Genomic DNA, 13,840 nt, shown 5'->3' on the forward strand with positions numbered 1-13,840 from the left:
CGGTGATCCACAGGCCAGCCAAGTCGTTCGCTACTCCACGCCACCCCGGTCGGGCAGGATCTGCTTGACCCTCCAGCCACTGGAGGCAGCACCGTGGAGGCAACGACGAAGTTCGTCACCACCCAGGAAAGGGATAGACCATGATCGGTATCGGCGAGTTCTCCCACGGCACGGGGCTCAGCATCAAGACCTTGCGCTACTACCACGACATCGGCCTTCTGCCGGCCGCCAACGTCGACGAACACAATGGCTACCGTTCCTATCGGGCCGAACAGCTGCAGCACGCCGCGTTGCTGCGCCTCCTGAGAGCGACCGGCATGGGAATCACCCAGATGAAGCAGGCCCTGACACATCCCCACGACCTGCCCGGCATCCTTGAGGAGCGCCGCAAGGAGCTCGCAGCACAGCGTGAGCTGGAGGACTGGGCGTTGGACCAAGCGCTACGTTGGCAACAGCCCATCGGGCTCGACCAGGTGCAGCGGCGCGAATGCCCCGCCCAGCACTGGGTGGGCACCGAAGCCACGATCGACCTCAAGGAGCTCGGTGAGGATCCCGACGAGAGCGTGGTGGAGCAGCGTTTTGACGTCCTGCAGCATGGCTTCGAGGAGTTGCTGGAGCGCTTGTCCGATCGGGGTGTCGATGCCCTGGCCGACACCTTCTGGATGAGCTTCGGCAGTGACTCCCGCCAGCCCAACGTGCTGCGCGTCTCCTACTGCTTGCAGACCAAGACCCCCGTACGGCCCGACATCAACATCGAGGGCGTCGACGTGGTGACCGGTCAGCTCCCGACACGCACCGAAGCCTTCGTCACCACGCCCGTGCCCACGGCCGAGCAACCCACCGATGAGGACCTCGTCGCTGCGCGCCTGCCCGGCGGGCCACTGCCTCATCCCACCGGTCTCGCACTGTCACTGGTGGCCGAGCAGGCGGGGGTGGACTCCACGCCGGTCCGCCAGCGCACCACGGGCACGCCGGAGCGCCCAGTCATCGAGCACTGCCTGACCCTGTCGGTCCACTGACCCCATGGCATGACAAAGGGGGCCGGTGCACTGCACCGGCCCCCTCGACAGGCTCGGGGACCCTGATCCCACGCGGGGATACGTCCCGTCACCACATGGTCACTGAGCGGGCAGCACCACGACTCGACGCTTGGGCTCGACACCCTCCGACTCACTCACCAGGCCGGCCTCGGCAACCGCATCGTGCACGATCTTGCGCTCGAAGGGGTTCATCGGCGCCAGACGGACTGCCTCACCCGCCGTCTTCACCTCGGCGATCGCGTCGTGGGCCAGAACTTGAAGCTCCTTGCGGCGACGATCGCGATGACCCGCAATGTCCAGCATCAGGCGGCTACGGTGACCGGTCTCGGTCATCACGGCCAGACGGGAGAGCTCCTGCAGGGCATCCAGCACCTCTCCGTCACGCCCCACCAGCGTCTGGTTGTCGGTCACGATCGAGACGTGGGCGCGGCCGCCCTCCACATAGGTGTCGATGTCACCATCCAGATCGGCGATGTCGAGCAATTCCTCCAGGTAATCGGCTGCGACATCACCCTCGGTGTCCAGCGGATCCTCCTGGTCATCGTCGTCATCGCTGGATTCGACGGCCGTCTGGTCGGTCTCCTCGGCAGGACCCAGGGCCTGGTCCTGCTCGGCCATGGCCTCCGATTCGACCGCTTCTTCACTGCTCTGGTTCTCCACCTCGTCGGTGGTGAGCTCCTCGCTCATGGTGTTCTCCTCATTGGAAGGGGAGTGACGCGAACGTCACGAGAAAATCCAAGGGCCCCGCACGCCGCGGGGATCAGGCCACGGGGATGGTTCGCCCACTCGACGGTGACGGGCGAACCACCCCGGCCCTGGCCTACTTCTTCTTCTTCGTCTTCTTGCGAGCCTGGCGGGGCTGACGCGCGGGCTGCTGACGCTGGACCGTCTGGCGGCCCCCGTCACTGGTCTTTCGCACCGTCTGGCGCGTCACCTGCTGCCGGGCGACTCCGGGACGAGGAGCGGCGGTGGAACCTCCCTCACCCTCCTGTACGGGCGCAGAGGCGGGCACGACGACCTTGGCCTGGCGACTCTTCTGACGCTTGGCGCGACGCTCGGCCTCGATCTTGTCGGGATCCTTGCCCTTGGCGCGCATGCGCTCCTGCCAGTCGATGTGCGCAGGGGTGCCGGGGGTCGGGTTGTTGCGGATCAGGATGAACTGCTGGCCCAGGGTCCACAGATTGGTGGTGAGCCAGTAGACCAGCACACCGATCGGAATGTAGACACCGCCCACGGCATACATCACCGGGAACATGTACAGCATCATCTTCTGCTGCTGCGCCATCGGCCCGGTCAGGGCCTCCGGCGGCATGTTCCGGATCATCAGCTCCTTCTGCTGGATGAACAGCACTGCGGTCATCAGGAAGATGAGCACCAGGGCAGTGATCTGGTTGGCACCGAAGGGGGAGGCGGGCAGGAATCGTCCCGCCAACTGCGCACCACCAACGGTGGCATCGTGCAGCGACTTGACCAGCTCGGGGTTCTGCTTGAAGAAGTGACCCCGGGGCACGATCGGGTTGCGCGCCGCGCCTTCGAGCACGCGGAACAGGGCCAGGAAGATGGGCATCTGCAGCAGCGCCGGCAGACAGGAGGCCATCGGGTTGACGCCCTCCTCGCGGTAGAGCTGCATGGTCTCCTGACCCAGCCGTTCCCGGTCATTGGCGTACTTCTCCTGCAGCGCCTTCACCTTGGGCTGGATCAGCTGCATGTCACGCGAGGAATTGATCTGCTTGACGAACAGCGGGATGAGAAGGGTACGGATCACGATGGTCAGCGAGACGATCGACAGCACCCAGGTGATGCCGTTGTCATAGCCGAAGATCGGCGACCACAGCTTGTGGAAGAGCACGATCAGTCCGGAGACCGCCCAGTAGATGGGCTGCATGATTGCGCTGCCGAAATCCATGAAGACGTCCTTCAGTCCGAAGAACAACAGCAGCGTCTGGAGTGGAACCATCAGATTTCACCTCGGGTGTTGTGGGAGTCGTCCGTCGCCGCAGCAAGGGACCAGTCAGTGGGGTGCTCCTGGGGCTGTTCCCGAGGATCGCGAGCGCGCTCGGCCTGCCGGGCCTGCCATTCGGCGGCCTCGGGAGTGCCGGGAACCGGGTCGTATCCGCCCAGCGACCAAGGATTGCAGCGCAGGATGCGCCAGATGGTGAGCAGGGAGCCGACCATGGCTCCCCGGGTCTGCAGTGCTCTGAGGCCATAGGCCGAGCAGGAGGGGTGGTACTTGCAGACATTGCCGTACAGGGGCGAGATGAGGGCGCGCCAGAACTTCACGAAGGCGATCAGTGGATACCTCACGGCGCACCCTTCGAAGCGGGATCCGAGCCCAGTTCCAGTCGCTCCACGCAGCGCGACCAGGCTTGGGCCAGATCGGTTGGCAGCCGCTCCGGGTCGGTCGCTGCCGCGGGAAGTGCCCGCACCACCACGGTCATGCCGGGCGTCTCGGCGAGCAGGGGAAGCACAAGATGCCGCAGGCGACGCTTCACCCGATTTCGGGTGACTGCGTTGCCCACGGCCTTGGACACAACAAAGCCCACCCGTGAAGGCGGGCTCTGTGTCACGCGTGCGTGCAGGACGAGAGTGGGTTTCGCCGCCCGGACCCCGCCACGAATGGTTTCGCGGAATTCGGATGCCTGACGCATCCGGGTCTGGGCGGGAAGCACCCGAACTCGTCAGCCGGACAGCTCGGAGCGGCCCTTGCGACGACGCGCAGCCAGAATGGCGCGACCGGCGCGGGTGCTCATGCGGGCGCGGAAACCATGCGTGCGGCTGCGACGACGGTTGCTGGGCTGGAAAGTACGCTTGCTCACGGGGATTACTCCCTTTGTCTTCGAATTGGCGGAACCCGGAACGGATGAACGCCTGAGCAGCATCCATTCCGGCACGGGGAAGTGCATCGCCGACGGCCGGCGACTGGTCAACGATACGGGTTGGCCCACCCCCAGGGCAAACCGAGCAGAGCACCAGGAACCTCCACGGGAGTAATTACAACGCTGTAGTCCAGCCGACACGCCGCTCGGCAAACATTTCGGACGCGCCCAGCTTGCCCGCCCCTGACGACGGAAGTATCGTCTACGGTCCGTGGCCGTGAGTTTTCCACAGGTTTCTCCGCGGACGGAGTGGCCTGAGTGGTGCGCAGCCCACAGGCTGTGGAAAACTATGTGGATACGGAAAACTCGATTCCAGCCGGGATCAAGGGCACCTCGAAACCCCAACGAGGATGGCTCCCACGAACGTTCGGGGCGACATGATGGGTGTGACAGTGAGTAGTTCGTCAGATCGTGTGGGCCCCACGGCCGCAGCCGCTGACGATCCCGCTGCCCAGCTGACCAAGGCGTGGAAGCACATCCAGACCAGCGCGGATGCCCCCAACAAGGCCTGGTTGCGCAACACCAAGCCGCTCACGATGCACGAATCCACCGTGATGATCGCGGTGCCCAACGAGTTCACCCGGGAACGGATCGAGACCCGGCTTCGCGTCCAGATAGAAGAGGCACTGTCGGACTTCTTCCACCGGCAGATGCGTCTGGCCATCACCGTCGAGCCAGACCTGGAACTCAGCCTCGAGGTGCCGGACCGCGACGAGGATCCAGAGGAGTTCGATCCGGAGCCGGCCCAGTTCATTCCCAAGGCGGATGCCGAGCGCATGCGTCCCGGCCCTGTCTCGACGCCGGCCATCAACACCCCCGATGCGGATCGCCTGAACCCGAAGTACACCTTCGAGACCTTCGTCATCGGATCCTCGAACCGTTTCGCGCACGCCGCCGCCGCTGCCGTCTCGGAAGCTCCGGGCAAGAGCTACAACCCGCTGATGATCTACGGCGAGTCCGGGCTGGGCAAGACCCACCTGCTGCACGCCATCGGTCACTATGTGCGCCACTACTACGACCGGGTCCGGGTGAAGTACGTCAGCACCGAGGAGCTGACCAATGACTTCATCAATGCGATCAGTGACAACCGCACCGCACAGTTCCGACGCACCTACCGCGACGTCGACGTCCTGCTCATCGACGACATCCAGTTCCTGGAATCGAAGATCCAGACGCAGGAGGAGTTCTTCCACACGTTCAACACGCTGCACAATGCGCAGAAGCAGATCGTGATGACCTCCGACCGGCCGCCGAAGCTGCTGGAGGCCCTGGAGCCCCGACTGCGCAGCCGCTTCGAGTGGGGCCTGATCACTGACATCCAGCCGCCGGACCTCGAGACCCGCATCGCCATCCTCAAGCGCATGGCCGCGACGCAGAACCTCACCGCGGGCCCAGAGGTGCTGGAGTTCATCGCGTCGAAGATCCAGACCAACATCCGTGAGCTGGAGGGCGCCCTGATCCGCGTCACCGCCTTCGCGAGCCTGCAACGCCAGGAGGTCGACCTCGACCTGGCACAGATCGTGCTCAAGGACCTGATTCCAGAGGGTCAGGAGGCCGAGGTCACTCCCCAGTTGATCATGAGCGAGACCGCGGCCTACTTCGGGATCAGCATGGATGAGTTGACCGGCACGTCGCGCACGCATGTGCTGGTGACGGCCCGTCAGATCGCCATGTACCTGTGCCGTGAATTGACCGACATGAGCCTGCCCAAGATCGGCCAGCTCTTCGGCGGCAAGGACCACACCACGGTGATGCATGCCGACCGCAAGATCCGCGAACTGCTGCGCGAGCGACGCAGCGTCTTCAACCAGGTGACCGAACTCACCAACCGGATCAAGCAGCAGGGCCAATAGTCCACAGGGCCAGTCTCAACGGGCCAGTACCCAGCAGGGCCCTCGCGGGCGCGACGGGCCTCAGGCCTGGTCGGCCAGCAGTTCCTCCAACGGCCGCACCAGGATCGCCTCGAGGTAGCTGCGCACGTCGGCAGCCATGTCGACTCCACGGGGATCGTAGAGCCACTGCACCTGCAGTCCGTCCATCAGCGCAACCAAGGTGCGGGCCGCCGTCTGTGCCGTGATGCCAGGACGCAGCAGTCCCTGCTCCTCGATGACCTCGAAGACCTTGGTCTGGGAATCGACCAACATCTCATAGCGCAGCGTGAAGTAGGTGTGGGCCGGATGTGACGCGTCGGTCGCCTCCGCCGAGAGCGTGGTGAACAGCTCGACGATGCCGCGTCGCTGGGCGTTGTGCTCCACGATGTGCACCATGCCCGCCAGCTGCTCCACCGCAGAGCCCTCGGTCCCATCGGTGTGGAAGCGCTGGCCATCGTCCTGGTCACGCCGCGCCAGCACCTCGAGCAAGAGGTCTTCCTTGGAGTTGAAGTGGTACAGCAGCCCTGGGTGGGTGATCCCGACGCGGGCGGCGATGTCACGCAAGGACGTGCCGCGGTAGCCCACCTCGCCGAACAGCTCCACTGCCGCCTGCAGGATCTGCGCCCGCCTGCGGTCGCCCTTGGGGCTCGGCTCGTGGTGCTCATGTCCGCTCACGCTTGATCACTCCTGATTGCATCGGGATCGACTGGCCCTGAAATCGACTGGTCCAGTATCCACGGGTCGGGTGTCGACCCAGCCAGTATCGACGTGACCCCATCGACAGTCCACATGTGGTGCCGCTGCGAGCGCCGGCAGCCTCGATGAGCGGGCGACGCGAGTTGTGCACAATCCACAGGCAGCCTGTGGATAACTGTGGACAACTCGGGCGCCTCCTGTGGGGTGGCGGTGGACGGTGGAAAACCCGATAGTGACCGATCCACAACCGTCCCCAAGCCCTTGACAGCTTGTCCACAGCCCGAAAATCTCGTCAAAACCGATCTGGCAAGCGGTGACGTCGGTTATCCACAGGTTCCACAGAAGTGATGACGATGACGGCAATACATATCTCTCCAAGGTCTTCAAAGCACGACCGCCCCCAATCTGTGGACAAGTGCGGACTCGAGCACACGACCCTCAACCAGCACCAGAGGGCTGGAGGACGAGACCTGTCTTCCCCAGTGGTTGGTGGATATGATGCCCACGCCGTCAACTGACAGCCTGCAAGGTGTGCCGGGGCGGATGAGACCATGAACAACCTGCATCCGAAGGGGACGCCGTGAAGATCCGTCTGGAACGCGATGTGATGGCCGAGGCCGTGGCCTGGGCCGCCCGTAGCCTGCCGAGCCGACCCAGCGTCCCGATCCTTGCCGGTCTGCTGCTCAAGACCACCGACGAGGGCATCACCATGTCGAGCTTCGACTATGAGACCTCGGCGCAGATCAACGTGGCTGCCGACGTGCTGGAGTCCGGTGAGGCCTTGGTCTCCGGACGCCTGCTGGCCGACATCGCCCGTAGCCTTCCCAACAAGCCGGTCGAGCTGACCAGCGACGAGTCGCGCATGGAGCTGGTATGCGGTTCGGCGCGCTTCACCCTGCAGACCCTGCCAGTGAACGACTACCCCTCGCTGCCGGAGATGCCGGCCGCCACCGGAATGGTGGAGAGCGAGGACTTCGCCAAGGCCGTCAGCCAGGTCGTGGTGGCCGCCGGACGCGACGAGCTGCTTCCCGTCTTCACCGGTGTCCGTGTGGAGATCGAGGGTGAGACGCTGTCGCTGCTGGCCACCGACCGCTACCGCATGGCCCTCAAGGAACTCACCTGGCAGCCCAGCAACTCGCAGGCCTCCGGTGCGGCCCTGGTGCCCGCCAAGGTGCTCAGCGAGACCGCCAAGAGCATGGGTGCCGGTGAGAACATCACCATGAGCCTGTCCAATGCCTCGGCCGGCGATGGTCTCATCGGCTTCGAGGGCGAGGGCCACGGCGGCACCCGCCAGATCACCACCCGGCTGCTCGACGGTGAGTTCCCCAAGGTCCGCCACCTGATGAACGTGCAGGCCGCCGTCTCGGTGCGCGTGAACACCGCCGAGCTGATCAGTGCCGTCAAGCGCGTGGCACTGGTGGCCGAGCGCAACACGCCCCTGCGGATGATGATCGGCGACGGGCACGTCGCCCTCGAGGCTGCCACCGGCGACCAGGCACAGGCCTCGGAGGCCATCGAGGCCGTCGTCGAGAACCACGGTGGCGGCGAGCTGGCCCTCACGGCGGCCGGTTTCAATCCCCACTACCTCTCGGATGCGCTGAATGCGGTCGACACGCCCTATGTGCACTTTGCCTTCACCGCGCCGGGCAAGCCCTGTCTGGTGACCGGCCTGTCGGACCTGGATTCCGATCCGCTGCCCGACTACAAGCACGTGATCATGCTGATGCGCCTGCCCAACTGACGCCCGACCAACCGCCTCGGCGGGGCCGATTCCCAGGAATCGGCCCCGCCGAGTGTCATGTTCGCCGCTTCGAAACGCTGGCAGCGGAAATGGGTCCGGGTCTGCTCCACGGCGCGGCGTCGATCCCTACGCTGGGGAGTGCACGGTGCGACTCCTCGCACCAGGGTGAAAGGAAGCAGCATGCAGATCGGACTCGTCGGGCTGGGCAAGATGGGCGGCAACATGCGGGAGCGGATTCGTCGCGCTGGCCACACCGTCGTCGGCTACGACCGCAATCCCGAGGTCAGTGATTCGGCCAGCTTGCAGGACATGGTCGACCAGCTCACCCAGAGCCCCAAGGTGGTCTGGGTGATGCTGCCGGTGCAGGTGGTGGACGAGACCATCGCGCAGCTGGCCGAGATGCTCAGCCCCGGTGACATCGTCATCGACGGTGGCAACTCGAAGTGGACCAATGACGAGCGCCATGCCGAGCAGCTCAAGGCCAAGGGCATCGGCTTCATCGACGCGGGAGTCTCCGGTGGAGTGTGGGGGCTGGACAACGGCTATGCGCTGATGGTGGGCGGTGAGGCTGCCGACGTCGCCACGGTGCAGCCGATCTTCGATGCACTCAAGCCGGAAGGCGACTACGGGTTCGTGCATGCCGGCGACCATGGGGCCGGCCACTTCGCCAAGATGGTCCACAACGGCATCGAGTACGCCATCATGCAGGCCTATGCCGAAGGGTGGGAGCTGCTGGAGACCGCCGGTGAGGTGACCGACGTCCCCGCGGTCTTCGAGAGTTGGAAGGAGGGCACGGTCATCCGCTCCTGGCTGCTCGACCTGACCGTCGACGCCCTCAAGAAGGATCCCCACCTGGACAAGATCGACGACATCGCCGAGGACTCCGGAGAGGGGCGCTGGACGGTCAATGCCGCGGTCGACCTGGGCGTCCCGGTGCCGACGATCGCGGCCAGCCTGTTCGCCCGCTTCGTGAGCCAGCAGGAGGACAAGCCGGCCATGAAGATGATCGCCGCCATGCGCAATGAGTTCGGCGGGCATGCGGTGGTCGCCGCGAAGCCGGATGGCACCCTGGCCCCGGGCGAGGGTGGCAATCCCAAGGGACACTGACCCGGATCCCCACGCCCGGGGAGATCAAGGCGTCAGGGGACCAAGGCGTCAGGGGACCAAGATCGTTCCACGTGGAACGATCTTGGTCCCCTATCCATGCCACCGGGCACCGGCTGCGCTTGTCGGTGATGTTGGTGCAGACTGCGGCCGAGACGGCCGGACTGAGGCAGGGCCGGGGCCGCCGTCGGTGGCGACCAGTAGATTGGAGGGCATGTTCGTCCACCACCTCAACCTCACCGACTGGCGTTGCTATGGCACCGCCGACGTGGAGCTGGGCCCGGGCGTGACGATCTTCGTCGGCCAGAACGGCCAAGGAAAGACCAATCTGGTGGAGGCCGTCGAATACCTCTCGAGCATGTCCTCGCACCGGGTGAGCAGTGAGGCTCCCCTGGTCAAGGCCGGGCAGCCGCAGGCCATCGTGCGCGGCCGGGTGCAGGCCGCCAGCGATGACCCCCGCCAATTGCTGTTGGAGATCGAGGTCAATCCCGGCAAGGCGAACCGGTCCCGGATCAATCGCAATGCGCTGCCCCGGGCCCGGGAGATCTGCGGTGTGTTGCGCACGGTGGTCTTCAGCCCCGAGGACCTGGCCATCGTCAAGGGCGACCCGAGCGACCGTCGTCGCTTCCTGGACCAGATCGTCATCACCCGCTGGCCACGCATGGCCGGCGTCAAGGCCGACTACGACAAGGCCCTCAAGCAGCGCAACACCCTGTTGAAGTCCTTGGCCAAGCCCGGTGGACGCCCCGACGAGTACGCCCTGTCGACCCTCGACGTCTGGGACGAGCAGGTGGCCCGCATCGGCAGCGAGCTGCTGCACGCCCGGCTGGACACCATCACCGACCTGATGCCGCACGTCAGCCGGGCCTATGAGGAGATCGCGCCCACCAACAATGTCGCCGCGGCCGAGTACAAGACCAGTCTGGACATCGTTCCCGGACCTGCCGACGAAGCCGGACGAGAATTCCTGGAGCGGCGGCTGCGTGAGGCGATGCAGGAGCGTCGTCGTGAGGAGCTGGCCCGCGGGGTGAGCCTGGTGGGGCCGCATCGCGACGACCTGACGCTGTCGATCGGTGCGCTGCCGGCCAAGGGTTATGCCAGCCATGGCGAGTGCTGGAGTCTGGCACTGTCGCTGCGGCTGGGAGCCTTCGAGCTGTTGCGGGCCGACGGCATCGAACCGGTCCTGGTGCTCGACGATGTCTTCGCCGAGCTCGACTCCACCCGTCGCCTGCGGCTGGCCGAGCATGTCCGCGGCGCCGAGCAGGTCCTGGTGACCGCGGCCGTGGCCACCGATGTGCCCGAACTGTTGACACTGGATGACCAGGGCCTGCCCACAGGGCGGCGATATCGCGTCTCCGCAGGGACCGTCGTGCCTGCGGATCTTGCGGGTGAACCCCTTCCTGACAAGGCCTTGGACGGTGTGAACCAGCTCACTCCACAGCCTGTGGAAAACCCTGTGGAAGAACCGGTGGATGACGACGTCGAGGCTGGGGATGAGCGGTGAGCAACCCTCCGGAGAACGAGTGGACACACGAATCGGAATCCACAGCGAGCGACGAGGATCGTGATGTCCTGGCGCGCCACGACCCCTTGGGGACCGATCTGGCCAGTCAGGTGGCCGAGGCGACCCGCTCGCTGTTGCCCCCGCCGCGCGGTATTCGCAAGCCGCGCCCCCGACGCCGTACCTGGGTGGACGGCAACACCCGTTCCGGTGCCGGACCCGATCCCCGCGACCCGCAGCCACTGGGAGCGGCGCTGGGCAGGGTGATCGAGGAGCGAGGCTGGAAGCGCGAGGTGAACCTGCGTCACCTGCTCGACCGATGGGATGCACTGGTGGGGCCCACCAATGCGGCCCATTCCCGGCCGGAGGCCTATGTGGACTCGGTCTTGACGGTGCGTTGTGACGCCACGGTGTGGGCCACCAGCCTGCGCACCTTGGCGCCGAGCCTGGTCGCCGAGCTGAATCGTCAGTTGGGTGACGGAACGGTCACCCGGATCACCGTGCTGGGGCCGACCGCTCCGAGCTGGCGGCATGGGCCCCGCACGGTGCGTGACGGCCGGGGACCGCGTGACACCTATGGCTGAGACCCATGCCGGGCACACCGCATCGATGCTGAATATCGGGCCACAGGAGCTCTGGAAGCCCCTGGGGCTGCTGGGGGGCTAGGTGAGGGTGCTGGCAGACCCTCCAATCCGGCCTGCAGAGCCGGTCAGGGGCATTCCTGCATCGCCACACCCCTCCAATGAGGCTGCATTCCGCACCGTGCGGTAGAATTCCTTTGTTGGAGAAATGTCGCCCTGGCCGACAGCGGCCCGGGCGACACTCATGCGGACAAGGAGCCCCACAGGTGAGCGAAAGCACCAGCCCGGAGATCGTGGCGGATGAGGCGATCAATGCCGAGGATGCGCGTCTGGAAGGTCTGACCGAGGCCGGGGACCACTCGGTGGCCGCCGGCAGCTATGACGCCGGCCAGATCCAGGTCCTGGAGGGCCTGGAGGCGGTGCGCAAGCGCCCCGGCATGTACATCGGTTCCACCGGTGAGCGCGGCTTACACCATCTGGTTTACGAGATCGTCGACAACGCCGTGGACGAGGCGCTGGCTGGTTACGGCGACTCGATCGAGGTGGAGATCCTGCCCGAGGGCGGGATCTCGGTCACCGACCATGGCCGTGGTTTCCCGGTCAAGACCCACCCCACCCACGGTCTGCCGGCCGTCACCGTCGCCCTCACCGTGCTGCACGCCGGTGGCAAGTTCGGTGATGGTGGCTACAAGGTCTCCGGCGGTCTGCACGGCGTGGGTTCCTCGGTGGTGAATGCCCTGTCCAGCCACTTCAAGGTGGAGGTCTGGCGTGACGGCTACCGCTGGCAGCAGGAGTTCAGCCTGGGTGAGCCCGACTACGACCTCAAGCAGTGCGAACAGAGCGACGAGACGGGAACCAAGGTCACCTTCTGGGCCAGCCCGGACATCTTCGAGACCACGAACTACTCCTACGAGACGCTCTCGACGCGTTTTCGCGAGATGGCCTTCCTCAACAAGGGCCTGCAGATCAGTATCATCGACCAGCGCCCCGACCACGTCGACGAGGACGGCAAGCAGAACCAGCACGTCTTCCGTTACGAGGAGGGGCTGGTCGACTACGTCAAGTACATCAACGGCACGCGGGAGCCGATCCACCCCACCGTGATCAATGTCGAGGCCCACATGCCCGAGGCCGGGATGGGCGTCGAGGTGGCGATGCAGTGGAACACCTCGTACAACACCAGCGTCCACACCTTCGCCAACACCATCAACACCATCGAGGGTGGCACCCACGAGGAGGGCTTCCGTTCCGCCCTGACCAACACGGTCAACAAGTGGGGCGAGGCCTGGGGAATGATCAAGAAGCGCGAGGACCGCGTCTCGGGTGACGACATCCGCGAGGGCCTGACCGCGATCATCTCGATCATGCTCTCCGAGCCGCAGTTCGAGGGCCAGACCAAGACCAAGCTGGGCAACACCGAGGCTCGTTCCTTCGTGCAGCGCGTGGTCAACGAGAAGCTCGGCGACTGGTTCGAGATGCACCCCGCCGAGGGCAAGGACATCGTCCGCAAGAGCCAGGCCGCGGCCCAGGCCCGCATCGCCGCGCGCAAGGCCCGCGACATGGCCCGCAACCGCAAGGGTCTGCTGGGCGGCGGTGGCCTGCCCGGCAAGCTGGCCGACTGCTCCAGCAACAAGCCCGAGGAGTGCGAGGTCTTCATCGTCGAGGGTGACTCCGCCGGCGGTTCCGCCAAGGGCGGCCGTGACCCGCGCACTCAGGCCATCCTGCCGATCCGCGGCAAGATCCTGAACGTCGAGAAGGCGCGGTTGGACCGGATCCTGCAGAACAAGGAGGTCGAGGCCATCATCAACGCCCTGGGAACGGGCGTCCACGAGGACTTCGACATCGACAAGCTGCGCTACCACAAGATCGTGCTGATGGCCGACGCCGACGTCGACGGCGCCCACATCCGTACCCTGCTGCTCACGCTGCTCTTCCGCTTCATGCCGAAGCTCATCGAGCAGGGCAAGGTCTACCTGGCCCAGCCCCCGCTCTTCCGCCTGCGGTGGACCAATGCCCCGCACGAGCTGGCCTACACCGACGCCGAACGTGACGCACTGCGTGACGCGGGTCTCAAGTCGGGCAAGAAGCTGCCCACGGTCAACCCGATCCAGCGCTACAAGGGTCTGGGTGAGATGGATGCCCAGGACCTGTGGGACACCACCATGGATCCCGACGGGCGCATCCTGCTGCAGGTGACCCTGGCCGATGCCGCCATGGCCGACCAGATGTTCTCGATCCTGATGGGCGAGGACGTGGAACAGCGCCGCAGCTTCATCCAGCGCAATGCCAAGGACGTCCGCTTCCTGGACATCTAGGACAGCAAGGGGGACGACCCCCTTGGATCCCCGCGCCGTCGCGCGCACCGGTCCGGCCGCTCGCAAGCTCGCTTCGGGCCTGCGCTCCGGATCGGAAGGGTCCAGGGAAAGCCCT

Annotated in this window: 13 protein-coding genes; 7 read left to right on the plus strand and 6 right to left on the minus strand. The window is 65.6% G+C overall.

Annotated elements, in window-relative coordinates; translation table 11 throughout:
* Positions 1-140: 140 nt before the first annotated feature.
* Complete coding sequence (locus tag ACOAMO_RS04240; RefSeq protein ID WP_420176343.1) at positions 141-1,019, plus strand: MerR family DNA-binding transcriptional regulator; 879 nt, start codon at positions 141-143, stop codon at positions 1,017-1,019.
* A gap of 99 nt (positions 1,020-1,118) precedes the next feature.
* Here ACOAMO_RS04240 and ACOAMO_RS04245 read toward each other — a convergent pair whose 3' ends face one another.
* From ACOAMO_RS04245 to rpmH, 5 genes are all read right to left on the minus strand, one after another.
* Positions 1,119-1,727 (minus strand): protein jag, encoded by a 609-nt coding sequence (locus tag ACOAMO_RS04245; RefSeq protein WP_420176344.1) that lies wholly within the window; start codon positions 1,725-1,727, stop codon positions 1,119-1,121.
* A gap of 133 nt (positions 1,728-1,860) precedes the next feature.
* Positions 1,861-2,997 carry a membrane protein insertase YidC gene (gene yidC / locus ACOAMO_RS04250; RefSeq protein ID WP_420176345.1) on the minus strand — a complete coding sequence of 379 codons (1,137 nt, stop codon included), beginning with the start codon at positions 2,995-2,997 and terminating at the stop codon, positions 1,861-1,863.
* On the minus strand, positions 2,997-3,344 hold the full coding sequence (gene yidD / locus ACOAMO_RS04255; RefSeq protein WP_420176346.1) for a membrane protein insertion efficiency factor YidD: 348 nt from the start codon (positions 3,342-3,344) through the stop codon (positions 2,997-2,999). The genes yidC and yidD overlap by 1 nt, the downstream gene beginning before the upstream one ends.
* Complete coding sequence (gene rnpA / locus ACOAMO_RS04260) at positions 3,341-3,709, minus strand: ribonuclease P protein component (protein ID WP_420176347.1); 369 nt, start codon at positions 3,707-3,709, stop codon at positions 3,341-3,343. Before rnpA ends, yidD begins: the two co-directional genes overlap by 4 nt.
* A gap of 9 nt (positions 3,710-3,718) precedes the next feature.
* The gene (gene rpmH / locus ACOAMO_RS04265) at positions 3,719-3,856 is read right to left on the minus strand and encodes a 50S ribosomal protein L34 (protein WP_420176348.1); all 138 of its coding nucleotides are present in this window, start codon (positions 3,854-3,856) and stop codon (positions 3,719-3,721) included.
* A 440-nt stretch (positions 3,857-4,296) separates the two neighbouring features.
* Between rpmH and dnaA the strand changes: the two genes are divergently transcribed.
* Positions 4,297-5,769, plus strand: a complete 1,473-nt coding sequence (gene dnaA, locus ACOAMO_RS04270; RefSeq protein ID WP_420176967.1) for a chromosomal replication initiator protein DnaA — start codon at positions 4,297-4,299, stop codon at positions 5,767-5,769.
* Positions 5,770-5,829: 60 nt separating this feature from the next.
* Here the strand turns inward: dnaA and ACOAMO_RS04275 are convergent, their stop codons facing one another.
* Positions 5,830-6,462 (minus strand): TetR/AcrR family transcriptional regulator, encoded by a 633-nt coding sequence (locus ACOAMO_RS04275; RefSeq protein ID WP_420176349.1) that lies wholly within the window; start codon positions 6,460-6,462, stop codon positions 5,830-5,832.
* A gap of 601 nt (positions 6,463-7,063) precedes the next feature.
* Here ACOAMO_RS04275 and dnaN point away from each other — a divergent pair.
* The 5 genes from dnaN to gyrB all read left to right on the plus strand — a co-directional run bounded on the left by dnaN (position 7,064) and on the right by gyrB (position 13,725).
* Positions 7,064-8,224, plus strand: coding sequence for a DNA polymerase III subunit beta (dnaN, locus tag ACOAMO_RS04280; protein ID WP_420176350.1), 1,161 nt, complete (start codon positions 7,064-7,066; stop codon positions 8,222-8,224).
* A 57-nt stretch (positions 8,225-8,281) separates the two neighbouring features.
* Positions 8,282-9,331, plus strand: a complete 1,050-nt coding sequence (gene gnd / locus ACOAMO_RS04285; RefSeq protein ID WP_420176351.1) for a phosphogluconate dehydrogenase (NAD(+)-dependent, decarboxylating) — start codon at positions 8,282-8,284, stop codon at positions 9,329-9,331.
* Positions 9,332-9,542: 211 nt separating this feature from the next.
* A complete protein-coding gene (gene recF / locus ACOAMO_RS04290) occupies positions 9,543-10,832 on the plus strand; it encodes a DNA replication/repair protein RecF (protein ID WP_420176352.1) in 1,290 nt (429 codons plus the stop codon).
* Positions 10,829-11,413 carry a DUF721 domain-containing protein gene (locus ACOAMO_RS04295; RefSeq protein WP_420176353.1) on the plus strand — a complete coding sequence of 195 codons (585 nt, stop codon included), beginning with the start codon at positions 10,829-10,831 and terminating at the stop codon, positions 11,411-11,413. Before recF ends, ACOAMO_RS04295 begins: the two co-directional genes overlap by 4 nt.
* Before the next feature lie 305 nt (positions 11,414-11,718).
* Complete coding sequence (gene gyrB, locus ACOAMO_RS04300) at positions 11,719-13,725, plus strand: DNA topoisomerase (ATP-hydrolyzing) subunit B (RefSeq protein ID WP_420176968.1); 2,007 nt, start codon at positions 11,719-11,721, stop codon at positions 13,723-13,725.
* Positions 13,726-13,840: the final 115 nt, after the last annotated feature.

The sequence above is a fragment of the Luteococcus struthionis genome (genome assembly GCF_048595755.1).
Classification (GTDB): Bacteria; Actinomycetota; Actinomycetes; order Propionibacteriales; family Propionibacteriaceae; genus Luteococcus.

What these genes read in the sequence shown, in the direction of transcription:
- ACOAMO_RS04240 (WP_420176343.1), top strand. Translation starts at nt 141, where the DNA reads ATGATCGGTATCGGCGAGTTCTCCCACGGCACGGGGCTCAGCATCAAG.
- ACOAMO_RS04245 (WP_420176344.1), bottom strand. Translation starts at nt 1,727, where the DNA reads ATGAGCGAGGAGCTCACCACCGACGAGGTGGAGAACCAGAGCAGTGAA.
- yidC (WP_420176345.1), bottom strand. Translation starts at nt 2,997, where the DNA reads ATGGTTCCACTCCAGACGCTGCTGTTGTTCTTCGGACTGAAGGACGTC.
- dnaA (WP_420176967.1), top strand. Translation starts at nt 4,297, where the DNA reads ATGGGTGTGACAGTGAGTAGTTCGTCAGATCGTGTGGGCCCCACGGCC.
- gnd (WP_420176351.1), top strand. Translation starts at nt 8,282, where the DNA reads ATGTTCGCCGCTTCGAAACGCTGGCAGCGGAAATGGGTCCGGGTCTGC.
- recF (WP_420176352.1), top strand. Translation starts at nt 9,543, where the DNA reads ATGTTCGTCCACCACCTCAACCTCACCGACTGGCGTTGCTATGGCACC.